The organism is Priestia sp. 10L35 (assembly GCF_056395685.1).
Genome location: NZ_JBFTKA010000006.1, coordinates 87642 through 101483 on the forward strand (window position 1 = coordinate 87642; position 13842 = coordinate 101483).

The window sequence follows — 13842 nt, forward strand, 5'->3', positions numbered from 1 at the left end:
CGATTAGGTTGACCAATTCATATTACACATGAAGGGAAGAATTTAACATGGCAAAACAACAAATCGGTGTTATCGGTTTAGCGGTTATGGGGAAAAACTTGGCGCTAAACATTGAGAGCAGAGGCTATTCTGTTTCAGTTTATAACCGCTCTCCTGAAAAGACAGAAGAGTTCCTAAAAACAGAAGCAGAAGGTAAAAATTTTGCAGGTACATACAGTGTGGAAGAGTTTATTAATTCTCTTGAAAAACCGCGTAAAATTTTATTAATGGTTAAAGCTGGTGCTGCTACAGATGCAACAATTGATTCGTTAAAACCATACTTAGAAAAAGGCGACATTTTAATCGATGGCGGAAATACATTCTTCCAGGATACAATTCGTCGTAACAAAGAGCTAGAAGAATTAGGTATCCATTTCATCGGTACAGGCGTATCCGGCGGAGAAGAAGGCGCATTAAAAGGACCTTCAATCATGCCTGGCGGACAAAAAGAAGCATATGAACTTGTAAAACCAATCTTAACAGCTATTTCAGCGAAAGTTGAAGGCGATGATTGCTGCACATACATTGGACCAAATGGTGCAGGTCACTACGTGAAAATGGTTCATAACGGCATCGAGTATGGCGATATGCAGTTAATTTGTGAAGCATACTTCATTATGAAAAACGTATTAGGTTTAGAAACAGATGAACTACATGAAGTATTTGCTGAATGGAATAAAGGCGAGCTAGATAGCTACTTAATTGAAATCACAGCTGATATCTTTACGAAAAAAGATAAAGAAACAGGTAAAGCACTTGTAGACGTTATTTTAGACACTGCAGGTCAAAAGGGTACAGGTAAATGGACAAGCCAAAGTGCGCTTGACTTAGGTGTACCACTACCAATCATTACGGAATCTGTATTTGCGCGCTTTATTTCAGCTATGAAAGAAGAACGTGTAAAAGCAAGCAAAGTATTGAGCGGTCCAAATGCAGCTGCATTTGAAGGTGATAAAACCGAATTAGTAGAAGCAATCCGTAAAGCATTGTACATGAGTAAAATTTGTTCATATGCGCAAGGGTTTGCTCAAATGAAAGCAGCTTCTGAAGAATATGACTGGAATTTACAGTACGGTGATATTGCAATGATCTTCCGTGGTGGTTGTATCATCCGTGCACAATTCTTACAAAAAATTAAAGAAGCTTACGATCGCGATGCAGATCTAACAAACTTATTATTAGACCCATACTTCAAGGATATCGTAGAAGGCTATCAGTCGGCTCTTCGTGAAGTTATTTCAATTGCGGTTAAACAAGGTATTCCTGTACCAAGTTTCTCAAGTGCATTAGCTTACTATGACAGCTACCGTACAGAAACGTTACCAGCGAACCTTTTACAAGCGCAACGTGACTACTTCGGAGCTCACACATATCAACGTGTTGATAAAGAGGGCGTATTCCATACTGAGTGGTTAAAATAAAAAACAAGAAAAGCAGCTGTATACTACAGCTGCTTTTTTTATTTACTCTTTAGGTGAGAAGTTGTCTTCTCCGACTGGCCACCAGTGGAAACCGTCTTCAGCAAGCAATGCGTCTGATTCTTTTGGTCCCATTGAACCTGATTCGTAGTTCGGGAAGTTTTGTGCTTTTGTGCTTTCCCATGCTTCTGAAATGGTATCAACAAACTTCCAAGAAAGGGCTACTTCATCCCAGTGAGTAAAGTTCGTTGCATCTCCAAGCATGCAATCATAAATAAGGCGCTCATAAGCTTCCGGTGTATTCATTTTATCTCCACAGTTATTGCAATAGTTCAAGTTAATTGGTGTGGACGATGTTGCACCCGGCGTTTTACGCGCGTTTAAGTGAAGCGTAATGCCTTCTTCCGGTTGGATATGAATGACAAGCAAGTTTGGATGAATTTCTTTATCTTTATTGAAGTACAGGTTCATTGGTAAGTCTTTGAACTGTACAACAATTGTCGTTGCTTTTTCTTTCATGCGTTTACCTGTACGGATATAAATTGGTACGCCAGCCCATCTGAAGTTATCGATCATAAGCTTACCAGAAACAAATGTAGCGGTGTTAGACTCAGGATCAACCGAGTTTCCTTCGCGGTAGCCGATCACTTCTTCTCCTTCAAGTACACCTTTGCCGTATTGGCCTCGTACAAAATAATCATCTACTTCATCTACTGATAAAGAGCGAAGAGCACGCAGTACTTTTACTTTTTCACTACGAATTTCTTCCGGTGTTAATTTAATTGGCGGTTCCATTGCAAGCAATGCTACCATTTGAAGCATATGATTTTGTACCATATCTCGAAGGGCACCTGAAGATTCATAGTAACGGCCACGATCTTCTACACCAAGCGTCTCGCTAGACGTAATTTGGATGTTTGAAATGTATTGGTTGTTCCACATCGGTTCAAATAGAGCATTTGCAAAACGGATAACTTCGATATTTTGCACCATTTCTTTACCGAGGTAGTGGTCGATACGATAAATTTGATCTTCCTTAAATGCATGGCGAATTTGTTCGTTTAGTTCTTTAGCGGAAGGATAATCATGACCAAACGGCTTTTCAATGACTAGGCGACTCCAACCGTCTGTTTGTGTTAAACCTTCATTTTTTAAATTCGAAGCAATTGTTCCGAAAAATTCAGGTGCCATTGCTAGATAGAAAATACGATTTCCAGGCACGTTGTATTGCTCATCAAGGCTTTCTGTTAGGCTTTTTAATTCTTGATAAGAAGCGACATCTGTTACGTCAAACGGTTGGTAATAAAAATGTGAAGCAAACTTTTCAATGTCAGCGTCACTGTTTTTGAAACTGCTCACTGATTTTTTTACATTTTCGCGTAATTCGTCATTAGTCCAAGGTCTTCTTGCGACACCAACAACAGCGAAATCTTCCGATAGTTTGTTCGCTTTATATAAGCGGAAAATAGAGGGGAATAACTTACGTTTTGCTAAATCACCTGTAGCGCCAAAAATTACGATAATGGATTTTGGTTGTACATTTGTCATTACTTCTAGGACCTCACTTTGTCGTAGTTACGTTCAATTTTTTTCCGCTTTAACAGACAACACTTAAATGAAATCTGGGGATTCATTGCCCGTTAAACTCGGCCTTTATAAACAAACGAATGATTGCTTGTTTACCTTTTCCTTTATGTATAGAACTACTAATAAATTGTAACGATTTTAAAGGGTTAACGCAAATAGATTAAAACAATTTGTAGTTATTATTCCATGTTTTTAACAAGTTTAAAAGTATTTTGTTTCGAATACGGAGAAAAAGCTACCGTTATTTTAACAGTAGCTTTTCTCATTTATTTATATTGATACAGGGAACCGATAGATTTTTTTGTTGAAAATGGCAAGTCAGGACTATCGGCGATGATAAAAATAGGACAGTGCATTAAAAGTGGATGTTTTTCGAAAAAAGAAGCATCAGCGTGATAGATGGACGATAGAATGACAGGGAGCTGTTCTAAAAAGTGAAGGTAGCGTGTAATGGTTTCATCTGTTGATGTATGCGCACCGATGTAATAATACACAGTAAGGGAATAAAAACCTTTATCAAAGACGAAGGATGCTAAATATTCGTTCCGCTCTTTTTGCATATGATCGTAGGCAAATTCAATGCCGATTTGAATGGAAGGAACAGAAGTGTGTTGACCTGGGAAAACGGTGTATTTTCTTGGTATCATTGGTTCAACGGGTGTAACACCCAGGCTGTAGGTTACATCTATTTGGTGGGGATTGCTAATGATCATATGGAATCCCTCCTTTAATATAAAAATACACTCTTTATAAGTGTATACAAAGTTTCATTGAACATGACAATATTAAAATATGCCCAGGCTCTTAGCATATTTAAAGCAGGCAACGTTTGAGCAGGGGGCAGAGTTTACGATAAAATAACAAAAAAGATTATTATGAGGTGATAAGCGATGAGTATTTTAAAAAATGACTGGGCTCCTTTATTAGAAGAAGAATTTCAAAAAGACTATTACATACAGCTTCGAGAGTTTTTAGTGGATGAATATAATCACCACACCATTTACCCTGATAAATATGATATTTTTAATGCTTTACACTATACAGATTATAAAAATGTAAAAGTCGTCATATTGGGACAAGATCCTTATCATGGACCAAATCAAGCGCATGGACTGAGCTTCTCTGTTCAACCAGGAGTAAAAACACCGCCTTCTTTAGTGAATATTTACAAAGAGCTGAAAAGTGAAATGGATTATCATATTCCAAATAATGGTTATTTAGTCAAATGGGCAGAACAAGGTGTTCTTTTGCTTAACACTGTTTTAACAGTTAGAAGAGGAGAAGCGAACTCTCACAAAGGAAAAGGGTGGGAACAGCTGACGGATCGTATTATTGAATTAGTGGCACAAAAAGAGGAGCCAGTCGTGTTTTTGCTGTGGGGCAAGCATGCACAAGCTAAAAAAGAGCTTATTCATCATTCGCACCATTTAATTTTGGAAAGCCCGCACCCTAGCCCATTTTCGGCTAATCGAGGCTTTTTTGGCAATAATCACTTTCAACGAGCAAATGAGTTTTTGCTCCAACAAGGACGTCAATCTATTGATTGGCAAATTGACGATGTGTAAAAGTGAGCATTTCATGAAGATTAGCTTCAGACATAGCCTCCTATTTCATCTTTTGATAAAATAGCTGTATAAAGTCATATTGAATGTAAGATGAGGTGTCTACATGGATATAAAAATGACGCAGCTCCTTGATAAAATTAGTGCAGAAGTACAAAAAGCAAAGCACCATTCGAATAGTGCGAACGTTCGAGATCAATTGGTTGCCATAAAAGCACTATGTGAGCTTGCATTAGATCAAAATGGAGAGGTTTCAGTATCGAAACCTGTCTCGGTTTCAAAACCTGTTGTAATGTCTTCACCGGAAATGATGCAATCGCCTGAGATTATGCAGCAACAGATTATTCAGTCATCCAAACCTAATTTTGAAGGAACGAAATTGAAATCAGATGATGCAAACGGCGATAGTCTGTTTGATTTCTAAAGTGAGGAGAAAAACATGAAACTATTTTTAATAATCGGTGCAATCAATGCAATGTTAGCGGTTGCTCTTGGTGCTTTTGGAGCACACGGGTTAGAAGGGAAAATTTCAGAGAAGTATTTAGAGGTATGGAAAACGGGAGTGCAGTACCAAATGTTCCATGCAATGGGGCTGTTTGTCATTGCATTTCTATTAAGCAAATTTCCTCAATCTTCTTTGTTAACAGCTTCGGGCTGGATTATGTTCGCGGGGATTGTGCTGTTTTCGGGCAGTCTCTATGTATTAAGTACGTCCGGTATTAAAGTTCTCGGCGCGATTACTCCGCTAGGTGGAGTTGCGTTTATTGTAGCTTGGATTTTAATTGTTGTTGCAGCTGTAAAATGGCTATAAAAAAACCCCTGAAAAGGGGTTTTTTTAACGCGGAGAATAATTGCTCAACTGCTGGCCTCCACCGCTAAACGGATAGTTATATTTGATTGGACCCTCAAAAGTGATGTAATCGAGATAAACCATAAGCAACACATAACGAGTGCCAGTTTGTGGATCACTTAAAATGATATGATCGCGTCCGGCTGCTTCAATTTCCCCTCTAAAGACCTTAGCGTTCCACTGTGTATTATTTTCAAACGTCATATATACAGTCGCTATTTTTCCTCGATTTAAACGTAAAATATTTTCAATATATGATTCTTCAATGGGCAGTTGATTTGGGTCTTGCGGGGCACCGCTGCCTCCAGAAGAGGTAGGGGGCGGACCTCCTTGTGTTTGCCCTTGAACCTGCTGGCCGCCTGGCTGGGGCTGCTGCGGCTGAGGCATATAATAAGGGTAGTTTGGACTCATATACGGATTTTGCATATATTGCTGTTGCGGTTGATTAGATTTTGGTTTTTTCATAGGAACCTCCTTCAAACAAAAAGAAATTAGTAAACTCCTGGACAATCAGCTTGAGTTGGTGCAAAGAAACAGTGAGATTTAAATCGTCCTGTGTTATTTTGGTTATACCATTGAGCAGGACAGTTGCCGCTGGGCTTGAAAAACCACAGTGAGTTTTCCGCGGGATTAAAACGTTCCCCTCTTAATACACGTCGTGCAAGTGTAATTTCAGACTGGCGGGCACGCTGATAAAAGTAGCCTTTTTGAGTTGCTTCAAATCCGCCTGGGTTTTGAAACACCATCTGACGAATGGTTCTTATATTTCTAAAATCTAAACAGGGAGCTTTAGCGCGGTTCACGCCTACATTTCCTACCAGTAACATCCCTTGTTTTCCTTCACTTTCAGCTTCAGCTCGAATGAGTCTGGCTAGGAGCTTAACATCTTCTTCGTTGTGTGCAACGACTGCCATTATCCCACCTCGCTTACTTGTGACACTGTTGTATATATATGGTCCTGTAAGTGCGAATATGCCATGGCTAGAAAATAAAAAACCTGTTTCCAAGTGGAAACAGGTTTTTTTAGATAAAGCTCATGGATATTTATTGCTCTAGGCGTTACAAAAGCGATGAGCGCTTTTGCGGCTTAGTTTAAACGTGTAAAAAGCGTGCAATAGCTTCTTCTTTTAGTAAATTTCCGACAAAGAAGCTGCCAAATTCCCCGTAGCGAGCACTTACTTCGTCAAAACGCATTTCGTATACTAATTTTTTAAATTGAAGTACGTCATCTGCAAAAAGAGTAACGCCCCACTCGTAATCATCAAAACCAACAGAACCCGTAATGATTTGCTTTACTTTTCCAGCGTATTGACGTCCAATCATTCCATGACTGCGCATTAAGCTGCGGCGTTCTTCCATAGGAAGCATGTACCAATTGTCATTTCCTTGACGACGTTTATCCATTGGATAAAAGCAAACATGACTAGCTTTTGGTAAAGTTGGATATAGTCTAGCTTGGATTTGAGGATTTTCATAAGGGTCCTCCCCAGCAGGTAAGTAGTTGCTTAATTCAACTACTGATACGTATGAATAAGTAGGAATGGTAAACTCAGCAAGCTTTGTTTTATTAAATTCTGTTTCAATTTCATTTAGTTCTTCCATAGTAGGACGAACAAGCATTAGCATAAAGTCTGCTTTTTGGCCGACAATGGTATATAAAGCATGACTGCCTTGCTTCTCAGCTTCAGTTCCTTTCCATTTCTCAATCAACCCTAAAAATTCATGGATAGCCGCTTGGCGATCGTCGCTTGATAACTGCTTCCAAGCGCTCCAATCGATTGAACGGAAATCATGAAGTGCATACCAACCGTCTAATGTTTGTGCTGCTTCTGCCATTTCGTTTCACTCCTATTGTCCGATTATGATAAATTCCAATTCTACTATATCATAGTTTGTCCGAAGAACTGGAATGAAAAACCTGTGATTTTGTGACTAAACTTTAAACAATTGTCGCAAAGTAAAAACAGGTTTCATTTTAGGTGTTAGTGGAAAATTAAGAATTAAAAGACTTTTTTGTAATCATGGATTCTTGAAGGACATGCCTTTGATTTTTAAAAAAAGTGGAGTATCCTATTATGAGAAAAGTTTTTTACATATCGAGGAGGATTTACTTTGAGTGATTTATTTACAGGTTTAAAACAAAAAGTATCAGCTAGCGATGTATCAATCGTATTCCCAGAGGGATTAGATGAGCGCGTATTAGGCGCTGTTTCTCGTTTAGCTGCCGACAATATCTTAAAGCCTATCGTTGTTGGAAACAAAGACGCTGTAGCATCAAAAGCAGCAGAACTAAACGTAAAATTAGACGGTGTTGAGGTTCTAGATCCTCAAAGCTACTCTGAATTTGATGAAATGGTAGCAGCGTTTGTTGAGCGTCGTAAAGGTAAGGCAACAGAAGAAGATGCTCGCAAAATTTTATTAGATGAAAACTATTTTGGCACAATGCTTGTTCATATGAACAAAGCGGACGGTCTTGTAAGCGGAGCTGCTCATTCTACAGCAGACACAGTACGTCCGGCTCTACAAATTATCAAAACAAGACAAGGTGTTAAGAAAACATCTGGCGTATTTATCATGGTTCGCGGTGATCAAAAATACGTATTTGCTGACTGTGCAATCAACATCTCACCTGACAGCCAAGATTTAGCTGAAATTGCTATCGAAAGTGCTCGTACAGCTGAAATGTTCGACATCGATCCTCGAGTTGCTATGCTAAGCTTCTCAACAAAAGGATCAGCAAAATCTCCGGAAACAGAAAAGGTAGCAAACGCAGTAGAAATTGCAAAAGAATTAGCACCAAGCGTAACATTAGACGGCGAATTCCAATTCGACGCAGCATTTGTTCCTTCTGTAGCTGAAAAGAAAGCACCAGGTTCAGTGATTAAAGGAGATGCAAATGTATTTGTATTCCCAAGCCTTGAAGCAGGTAACATTGGTTACAAAATTGCACAGCGCCTAGGAAACTTCGAAGCAGTAGGTCCAATCTTACAAGGTCTAAACAAACCGGTAAACGATCTATCTCGCGGTTGTAACGAAGAAGATGTGTACAAGCTTGCTTTAATCACAGCAGCTCAAGCACTGTAATAAAAAAACTCCGTCCTCGGGCGGAGTTTTTTTTATTCGGCTAATGAACCTAATGCTTTTTCGTTGCGGTCATACATGCGCTGCAGCTGCGTCTCAAACAGCTCTTGTTCGGTAGCATTTAAAGGCATATTTATAAGAGAAGAGCTCATGCTATTCAGTGTTTGCAATAAAAGCAGCATGACATCAGATACGGTTAACTCAATCTGTAATAGTTCAGATAGAGAAGCCATTGTGTGAGGCTCGATATCTGGGTATGAAAATTTAGTTTCCGTGTTTTGGAGACCTTTTTTGTAAAACTCTTGAATAAGAGAAGCACGTTTAGAACCGCTTCCTTTAACGCATAAGTAAATTTGTACAGCTACTCCGCCGCGAACGCGTCGCTGTGAAATGCCCGCAAACTTTTGATTGCGAATGCTTAAATCAAAGCTGCCGGGACAATAAGAGCCTACGATTTCCTTCGCTTCAATTGCTGTCCCGTAAGATGCAAACATGACCTTAATCAAATCAAACATGGCTTCATATCCACGATCAATATCAATTCCTTTTTCTGCATCAGGAAAAATTAAAGAAATGTTTAGAACATCCTGATCAAGTACGACAGCGAGGCCGCCTGAATTGCGGACGATTGTTTTATATCCTTGTTCATGTAAATAAGCTGCACCTTCAGCTAAATGAGGTAGCTTTGTATCTTGGATGCCTAATACAATCGTATCGTGATGCACCCAAGAGCGCATGACAGCTGGAGATTCACCTCTTCCAACGGTTGTACAAAGCGTGTCATCGATGGCAAAAGAATGACGGGCATCAAAATGAGGACCTAGACTGGATTGATCAATAATACGCCAAGCGGGCTGTGCTAAAAGCTTTAAACTATTCTGCTGCATATCTCAAACCCCTTTATAAACAGTAAACGAACATATTATAGCATAAAGGCGTCGTGTCATTGGCTGTAAAATAGAAAAAGAAGAAAGAAGAGCCAAGTTTGACATCCCTCTTTCTTCGTTCATGTAGCTTATTCAGCCATTTTCTCAAGATTTCCGTTACGATCCATTTTAAATGTAGTAGAAGAACGTTCTTCTTCATCGAATAGAGCTAACTTTCGCGCACGGTTCATGATTTGCATCAATGTTTCATAGTCTTCTTGAATAGTAGTAGCATTTGCCTCGAGATGTTTGATTTGTTTTTCCAACTCTGTGTTTTTCTTAGCTAATTCTGTATTTTCTTGCATCAAGCGTTTGTTTTCGCTTTGCAATGCCTGTAAATTGCTCGCTTGATTTGGCATTGTTTGCAAAAAGCGAATAACGTCAGCCATTGAAAGCTCCTCACTGCTGCTTTTTTCTACTTGTGTTTCAGATAAGCTATATGTTGCTGTAGGTGCAGACATCATTTTTTCCACATGCTCTACAGATGCTGGTGGCGTATATAATAATTTCTTTTTGCCTTGCTCTTGTCCAAGTGCACGCATGCGCTGTTTTCGCTGTTTTTTGGCTAGCTGAAGTGCTTTTTCATACTGATGGCGTACCACAGCATTCCATCTGAATCCACATGCTGCTGAAGTGCGATTTAATTCATCTCCCACTTCTTCAAACGCATTCAGCTGCGTACTTCCTTCGCGGACATGGCGCAGTACTGTTTCAGCTAATAATAAGTCGTTTTCTTCTGTCCAAGCATCTTGTCTATCTTTCACTTTTTTCACTCCTCTATTTTCCATGACTCATAGTAATCATGTTTTGTAGTATCATCATGTACAAAAAATCCATACTTTATACCATTTCTTCTAGGAGTATGATAGATTTTGCTTCCTTCTTTAACTTGCATCGGACTTCAAATAGGGGTAAAATACCCCTTAGACAAAATGATGAACCAATTTTGAAAGGATTGTGTCAACATGGCAAATGAATTTAGAATTTGTGATGATTGTCAGGCAACAAACGTCAAAACGTTGTTACCTCGACTTAAAAAAATAGATGAACAAGCTGAAGTACAAATCGGCTGCCAGTCTTACTGTGGGCCCGGACGTAAAAAGTCATTTGCATTTGTAAACAACCGTCCTGTAGCAGCGCCAACAGAGGATGAATTAATCGAGAAGATTGAGAAAAAAGTAAAAAAATAGATAGTGAAACAATAAATAGCTGCTTTTCTGCTACTTATTTGTCGAACGAGCTTCTTACAAACAGAATCGCCTTGTTTGTTAGGTAAATCACCTTGGTTGCTTGACAAGGTGATTTTTTATTCTGAATAGGAAAATAGGAAGTGAGTGTCGAAAAATTATAGCAACAACAAAGTGAAGATAGAGAGGTATGTAAATGACATATCCTAATGAAAAACTCAGTGAAGAAAAAGTATTTAAAGATCCTGTTCACCGCTATATCCATGTAAGAGATCGTGTTATTTGGGAGCTAATTGGGACAGCCGAATTTCAAAGGTTGCGTCGCATTAGACAGCTAGGAACGACATACTTAACGTTTCATGGGGCTGAGCACAGCCGTTTTAGTCATTCCTTAGGTGTTTATGAAATTGTGCGCCGTATTATTGATGACGGTTTTCAAGGACGCCCTGAATGGAATGAAGATGAGCGTCTTCTTTGTCTTTGTGCTGCTTTACTGCACGATTTAGGTCACGGTCCGTTTTCCCATTCGTTTGAGAAGGTTTTCCACTTAGACCATGAAGAATTTACACAAGCTATTATCGTAGGCGACACAGAGGTAAATCGAGTGTTAACGAAAGTAGGAAAGGATTTTCCTAAAAAAGTGGCTGAAGTAATTGCGAAAACATATGAAAATAAGCTTGTCGTTAGTTTGATTTCCAGTCAAATTGATGCAGATCGCATGGATTATTTGCAGCGTGATGCGTATTACACAGGAGTAAGCTACGGTCACTTTGATATGGAACGAATTCTGCGCGTGATGCGTCCTAGGGAAGACCAAGCCGTGATTAAACACAGCGGTATGCATGCGGTTGAAGATTATATTATGAGCCGCTATCAAATGTACTGGCAAGTGTATTTTCATCCTGTTACGAGAAGTGCTGAAGTGATTTTGACAAAAATTTTACATCGTGCAAAAGAGCTCCATCATCATTACTATGAGTTCAAGCAGGAGCCAACTCATTTTTATTCGATTTTTGAAGAGGAAATATCGCTAAAAGAGTATTTGAAATTAGATGAATCTGTTATTTTATTTTATTTTCAAGCGTGGGAAGAAGAAGAGGATGAAATTTTATCTGATCTATGCCGAAGATTTATGAATCGTCAGCTTTTTAAATACATTGAGTTTAATCCGAATTCACAAATGAAGATGTGGATGGAGCTTACAACATTATTTAAAAAAGCGGGTATTAACCCAGATTATTATTTAGTCGTCGATTCTTCAAGCGACTTACCATACGATTTTTATCGACCGGGTGAAGAGGAAGAACGTTTGCCGATTCATCTGTTGATGCCAAATAATGAAGTGCGTGAATTATCACGTCAGTCGGAGATTGTTGAAGCAATTTCAGGGAAAAAGAGAACCGATCATAAATTATATTTTCCACAAGATCTCATTGATCAATTGTCGTCTAAGCGAAAAGTTAAAGATCAGATTATAAACTTACTAAAAGGAGATCAGAGTTAAATAGTATAGGAGTTGAAGGGGCTGTGTTAAACGATCACGCAAAGATTGTGAAAGTATTTTCCGCGGCGGGAGAAGTTGTTGGCAGAAAAAAGTTACAAAAGATGATATTTATCGGAAAAAAGCTGAAGTTTCCTTTTTATGAAAAGTATAATTTTCACTTTTTTGGACCTTATTCTGAAGAATTAACGCTTCGAATTGAAGAGCTATGTAACTTAGGCTTTTTAAGTGAAATTAAAGAGAAAAAAGGCGGGTATATGCAGTATCGCTACGTATTAACAGAAGCGGGGGAAGGATTTTTAAGCCACTATGACTTAGAACTTCCTTACTTGCAGGAATGTATGAAGGATATGAACGAACAAAGCTCTAAATTTTTGGAGCTTGTCTCTACGATTTTATATTTTGATAATTTACCGAAAGAAGAAGTAAAAGAAAAAGTGTTTACGTTAAAGCGTAAGCAAAACTATACAGAAGAAGACATTTCAGAAGCATACAAATATATTGAAAAACTTCAGGCAACGCTGTCTGTCCATTAAAAAAATGCCATAGGTTCACTCCTATGGCATTTTTTTTATGTAGGCGTTATTGATCGCTTATGCGCTTGCCCGCTACAGCGTAATGGTTTTTAGACATTTCTTCGATGATAATAGATACTTTTTCAGGTGCTGCACCTGTTGTTTCCACCACAGCATCCGTTACTTTTTCAACAAGAGCTCTTTTTTGATCATCTGTACGGCCCTCAAGCATTTTAACAGTTACAACTGGCATAATGTGTACACTCCTTTTTGATCATTATATGATTAGTGTACCCGTTTTCTGAATAAAATGACAGTATGAGATAGTGATGAAGGACATAATCTGTAGTATACTTTTATAATAACATCGATATAAAAAAACAGGTGTGCCCAAAGGAGGCCCATTGCTGGTCTTTGAGAACTTTTAGGGCATATTTGAAAAAAATTGTATCCTTCTTAACGCAAAAAAAGATTCATCTAGTAGATGTGATAGGTAGAAATTATTTTAAAATAAAGGAGATAAAGAGTGGAACATTTTTTAGCTTTTGCATTGCAAGACCTTCCTTACGTGGTAATGACTCTTATTGTTGCATTCACGCTGCATGAGTTTGCACATGCGTATGTGGCTTATTTATTTGGAGACCACACGGCTAAAAAGCAAGGAAGGCTAACGCTTTCTCCGCTGGCTCATTTAGATCCATTTGGAACGCTTTTGTTAATCATCGCAGGTTTTGGGTGGGCGAAGCCGGTTCCTGTTAATCGCTATTTCTTTAAAAAGCCTCGTTTAGCTGGTATTCTAGTATCGATAGCGGGACCGTTTAGTAACTTGGTGTTGGCATTTATTGGCTTGCTTATTTATTATTTGATGAATAACGCCGCAGTGGACAACGATGCGCTTTATCGTTTTGTTACATTGTTTATTCAAATAAACCTAACGCTAGGTGTATTTAACTTGTTGCCTTTTCCGCCTTTAGACGGCTACCGCGTGATTGAAGACCTCGTTCCGCCGTCTACGCGAGCCAAGATGACGCAGTATGAGTCTTGGGGCATTTTTGTATTTTTAATTCTTGTGATTACACCTCTGGATCGAATTGTGATCTGGCCGCTTCTAAACGGAGCAGCAACGTTTGTTATGAATATCTTTCAGCAGATATTAGCACCACTGATTTAATGAAT

General features: G+C 38.8%; 17 protein-coding genes. 9 read left to right on the top strand and 8 right to left on the bottom strand.

What is annotated here, in order from left to right; all coding sequences use genetic code 11:
* Nucleotides 1-47: 47 nt before the first annotated feature.
* The gene (gndA, locus tag AC1DEF_RS20720; protein ID WP_097824933.1) at nt 48-1460 is read left to right on the top strand and encodes an NADP-dependent phosphogluconate dehydrogenase; all 1413 of its coding nucleotides are present in this window, start codon (nt 48-50) and stop codon (nt 1458-1460) included.
* Between the two features lie 42 nt (nt 1461-1502).
* On the opposite strand, the gene zwf is transcribed toward gndA, so the two are convergent.
* On the bottom strand, nt 1503-3005 hold the full coding sequence (gene zwf / locus AC1DEF_RS20725; protein ID WP_013059860.1) for a glucose-6-phosphate dehydrogenase: 1503 nt from the start codon (nt 3003-3005) through the stop codon (nt 1503-1505).
* Nucleotides 3006-3310: 305 nt separating this feature from the next.
* A complete protein-coding gene (locus tag AC1DEF_RS20730) occupies nt 3311-3757 on the bottom strand; it encodes a staygreen family protein (protein WP_025752460.1) in 447 nt (148 codons plus the stop codon).
* A gap of 177 nt (nt 3758-3934) precedes the next feature.
* Here AC1DEF_RS20730 and AC1DEF_RS20735 point away from each other — a divergent pair, with 177 nt between their 5' ends.
* From AC1DEF_RS20735 to AC1DEF_RS20745, 3 genes are all read left to right on the top strand, one after another.
* On the top strand, nt 3935-4609 hold the full coding sequence (locus tag AC1DEF_RS20735; protein WP_097824932.1) for a uracil-DNA glycosylase: 675 nt from the start codon (nt 3935-3937) through the stop codon (nt 4607-4609).
* Nucleotides 4610-4712: 103 nt separating this feature from the next.
* Nucleotides 4713-5030 carry a YwdI family protein gene (locus tag AC1DEF_RS20740; protein WP_043977526.1) on the top strand — a complete coding sequence of 106 codons (318 nt, stop codon included), beginning with the start codon at nt 4713-4715 and terminating at the stop codon, nt 5028-5030.
* A gap of 15 nt (nt 5031-5045) precedes the next feature.
* Complete coding sequence (locus AC1DEF_RS20745) at nt 5046-5417, top strand: DUF423 domain-containing protein (RefSeq protein WP_013059856.1); 372 nt, start codon at nt 5046-5048, stop codon at nt 5415-5417.
* 24 nt (nt 5418-5441) lie between these two features.
* Here AC1DEF_RS20745 and gerQ read toward each other — a convergent pair whose 3' ends face one another.
* The 3 genes from gerQ to hemQ form a co-directional block, all read right to left on the bottom strand.
* A complete protein-coding gene (gene gerQ / locus AC1DEF_RS20750) occupies nt 5442-5921 on the bottom strand; it encodes a spore coat protein GerQ (RefSeq protein WP_097824931.1) in 480 nt (159 codons plus the stop codon).
* A gap of 26 nt (nt 5922-5947) precedes the next feature.
* Entirely contained in the window at nt 5948-6370 is a 423-nt protein-coding gene (locus tag AC1DEF_RS20755; RefSeq protein ID WP_097824930.1) for a cell wall hydrolase, read from the bottom strand.
* 178 nt (nt 6371-6548) lie between these two features.
* On the bottom strand, nt 6549-7292 hold the full coding sequence (gene hemQ, locus AC1DEF_RS20760) for a hydrogen peroxide-dependent heme synthase (RefSeq protein WP_043977523.1): 744 nt from the start codon (nt 7290-7292) through the stop codon (nt 6549-6551).
* 276 nt (nt 7293-7568) lie between these two features.
* On the opposite strand from hemQ, the gene pta reads away from it, so the two are divergent.
* Nucleotides 7569-8540 (top strand): phosphate acetyltransferase, encoded by a 972-nt coding sequence (gene pta / locus AC1DEF_RS20765; RefSeq protein WP_013059853.1) that lies wholly within the window; start codon nt 7569-7571, stop codon nt 8538-8540.
* A gap of 32 nt (nt 8541-8572) precedes the next feature.
* Here the strand turns inward: pta and lipL are convergent, their stop codons facing one another.
* Both lipL and AC1DEF_RS20775 read right to left on the bottom strand, forming a co-directional pair.
* Nucleotides 8573-9424 carry an octanoyl-[GcvH]:protein N-octanoyltransferase gene (gene lipL, locus AC1DEF_RS20770; protein ID WP_043977522.1) on the bottom strand — a complete coding sequence of 284 codons (852 nt, stop codon included), beginning with the start codon at nt 9422-9424 and terminating at the stop codon, nt 8573-8575.
* A gap of 128 nt (nt 9425-9552) precedes the next feature.
* Nucleotides 9553-10227, bottom strand: a complete 675-nt coding sequence (locus AC1DEF_RS20775; RefSeq protein WP_043977519.1) for an RsfA family transcriptional regulator — start codon at nt 10225-10227, stop codon at nt 9553-9555.
* 201 nt (nt 10228-10428) lie between these two features.
* Here AC1DEF_RS20775 and AC1DEF_RS20780 point away from each other — a divergent pair, with 201 nt between their 5' ends.
* From AC1DEF_RS20780 to AC1DEF_RS20790, 3 genes are all read left to right on the top strand, one after another.
* Entirely contained in the window at nt 10429-10653 is a 225-nt protein-coding gene (locus AC1DEF_RS20780; RefSeq protein WP_013059850.1) for a YuzB family protein, read from the top strand.
* 193 nt (nt 10654-10846) lie between these two features.
* A complete protein-coding gene (locus AC1DEF_RS20785) occupies nt 10847-12154 on the top strand; it encodes an HD domain-containing protein (protein ID WP_043977517.1) in 1308 nt (435 codons plus the stop codon).
* Nucleotides 12155-12177: 23 nt separating this feature from the next.
* Nucleotides 12178-12687, top strand: a complete 510-nt coding sequence (locus tag AC1DEF_RS20790) for a YwgA family protein (protein WP_097824929.1) — start codon at nt 12178-12180, stop codon at nt 12685-12687.
* Between the two features lie 46 nt (nt 12688-12733).
* Here AC1DEF_RS20790 and AC1DEF_RS20795 read toward each other — a convergent pair whose 3' ends face one another.
* Nucleotides 12734-12919: a 2-hydroxymuconate tautomerase gene (locus AC1DEF_RS20795; RefSeq protein ID WP_097824928.1), complete on the bottom strand. Its 186-nt coding sequence runs from the start codon at nt 12917-12919 to the stop codon at nt 12734-12736.
* A gap of 273 nt (nt 12920-13192) precedes the next feature.
* On the opposite strand from AC1DEF_RS20795, the gene AC1DEF_RS20800 reads away from it, so the two are divergent.
* Nucleotides 13193-13837: a site-2 protease family protein gene (locus AC1DEF_RS20800; protein WP_043977515.1), complete on the top strand. Its 645-nt coding sequence runs from the start codon at nt 13193-13195 to the stop codon at nt 13835-13837.
* The last annotated feature ends 5 nt before the right edge of the window (nt 13838-13842 follow it).

Coding starts and splice junctions, on each gene's coding strand:
- gndA (WP_097824933.1), top strand. CDS start 48: ATGGCAAAACAACAAATCGGTGTTATCGGTTTAGCGGTTATGGGGAAA.
- zwf (WP_013059860.1), bottom strand. CDS start 3,005: ATGACAAATGTACAACCAAAATCCATTATCGTAATTTTTGGCGCTACA.
- AC1DEF_RS20730 (WP_025752460.1), bottom strand. CDS start 3,757: ATGATCATTAGCAATCCCCACCAAATAGATGTAACCTACAGCCTGGGT.
- AC1DEF_RS20735 (WP_097824932.1), top strand. CDS start 3,935: ATGAGTATTTTAAAAAATGACTGGGCTCCTTTATTAGAAGAAGAATTT.
- AC1DEF_RS20740 (WP_043977526.1), top strand. CDS start 4,713: ATGGATATAAAAATGACGCAGCTCCTTGATAAAATTAGTGCAGAAGTA.
- AC1DEF_RS20745 (WP_013059856.1), top strand. CDS start 5,046: ATGAAACTATTTTTAATAATCGGTGCAATCAATGCAATGTTAGCGGTT.
- gerQ (WP_097824931.1), bottom strand. CDS start 5,921: ATGAAAAAACCAAAATCTAATCAACCGCAACAGCAATATATGCAAAAT.
- AC1DEF_RS20755 (WP_097824930.1), bottom strand. CDS start 6,370: ATGGCAGTCGTTGCACACAACGAAGAAGATGTTAAGCTCCTAGCCAGA.
- hemQ (WP_043977523.1), bottom strand. CDS start 7,292: ATGGCAGAAGCAGCACAAACATTAGACGGTTGGTATGCACTTCATGAT.
- lipL (WP_043977522.1), bottom strand. CDS start 9,424: ATGCAGCAGAATAGTTTAAAGCTTTTAGCACAGCCCGCTTGGCGTATT.
- AC1DEF_RS20780 (WP_013059850.1), top strand. CDS start 10,429: ATGGCAAATGAATTTAGAATTTGTGATGATTGTCAGGCAACAAACGTC.
- AC1DEF_RS20785 (WP_043977517.1), top strand. CDS start 10,847: ATGACATATCCTAATGAAAAACTCAGTGAAGAAAAAGTATTTAAAGAT.
- AC1DEF_RS20795 (WP_097824928.1), bottom strand. CDS start 12,919: ATGCCAGTTGTAACTGTTAAAATGCTTGAGGGCCGTACAGATGATCAA.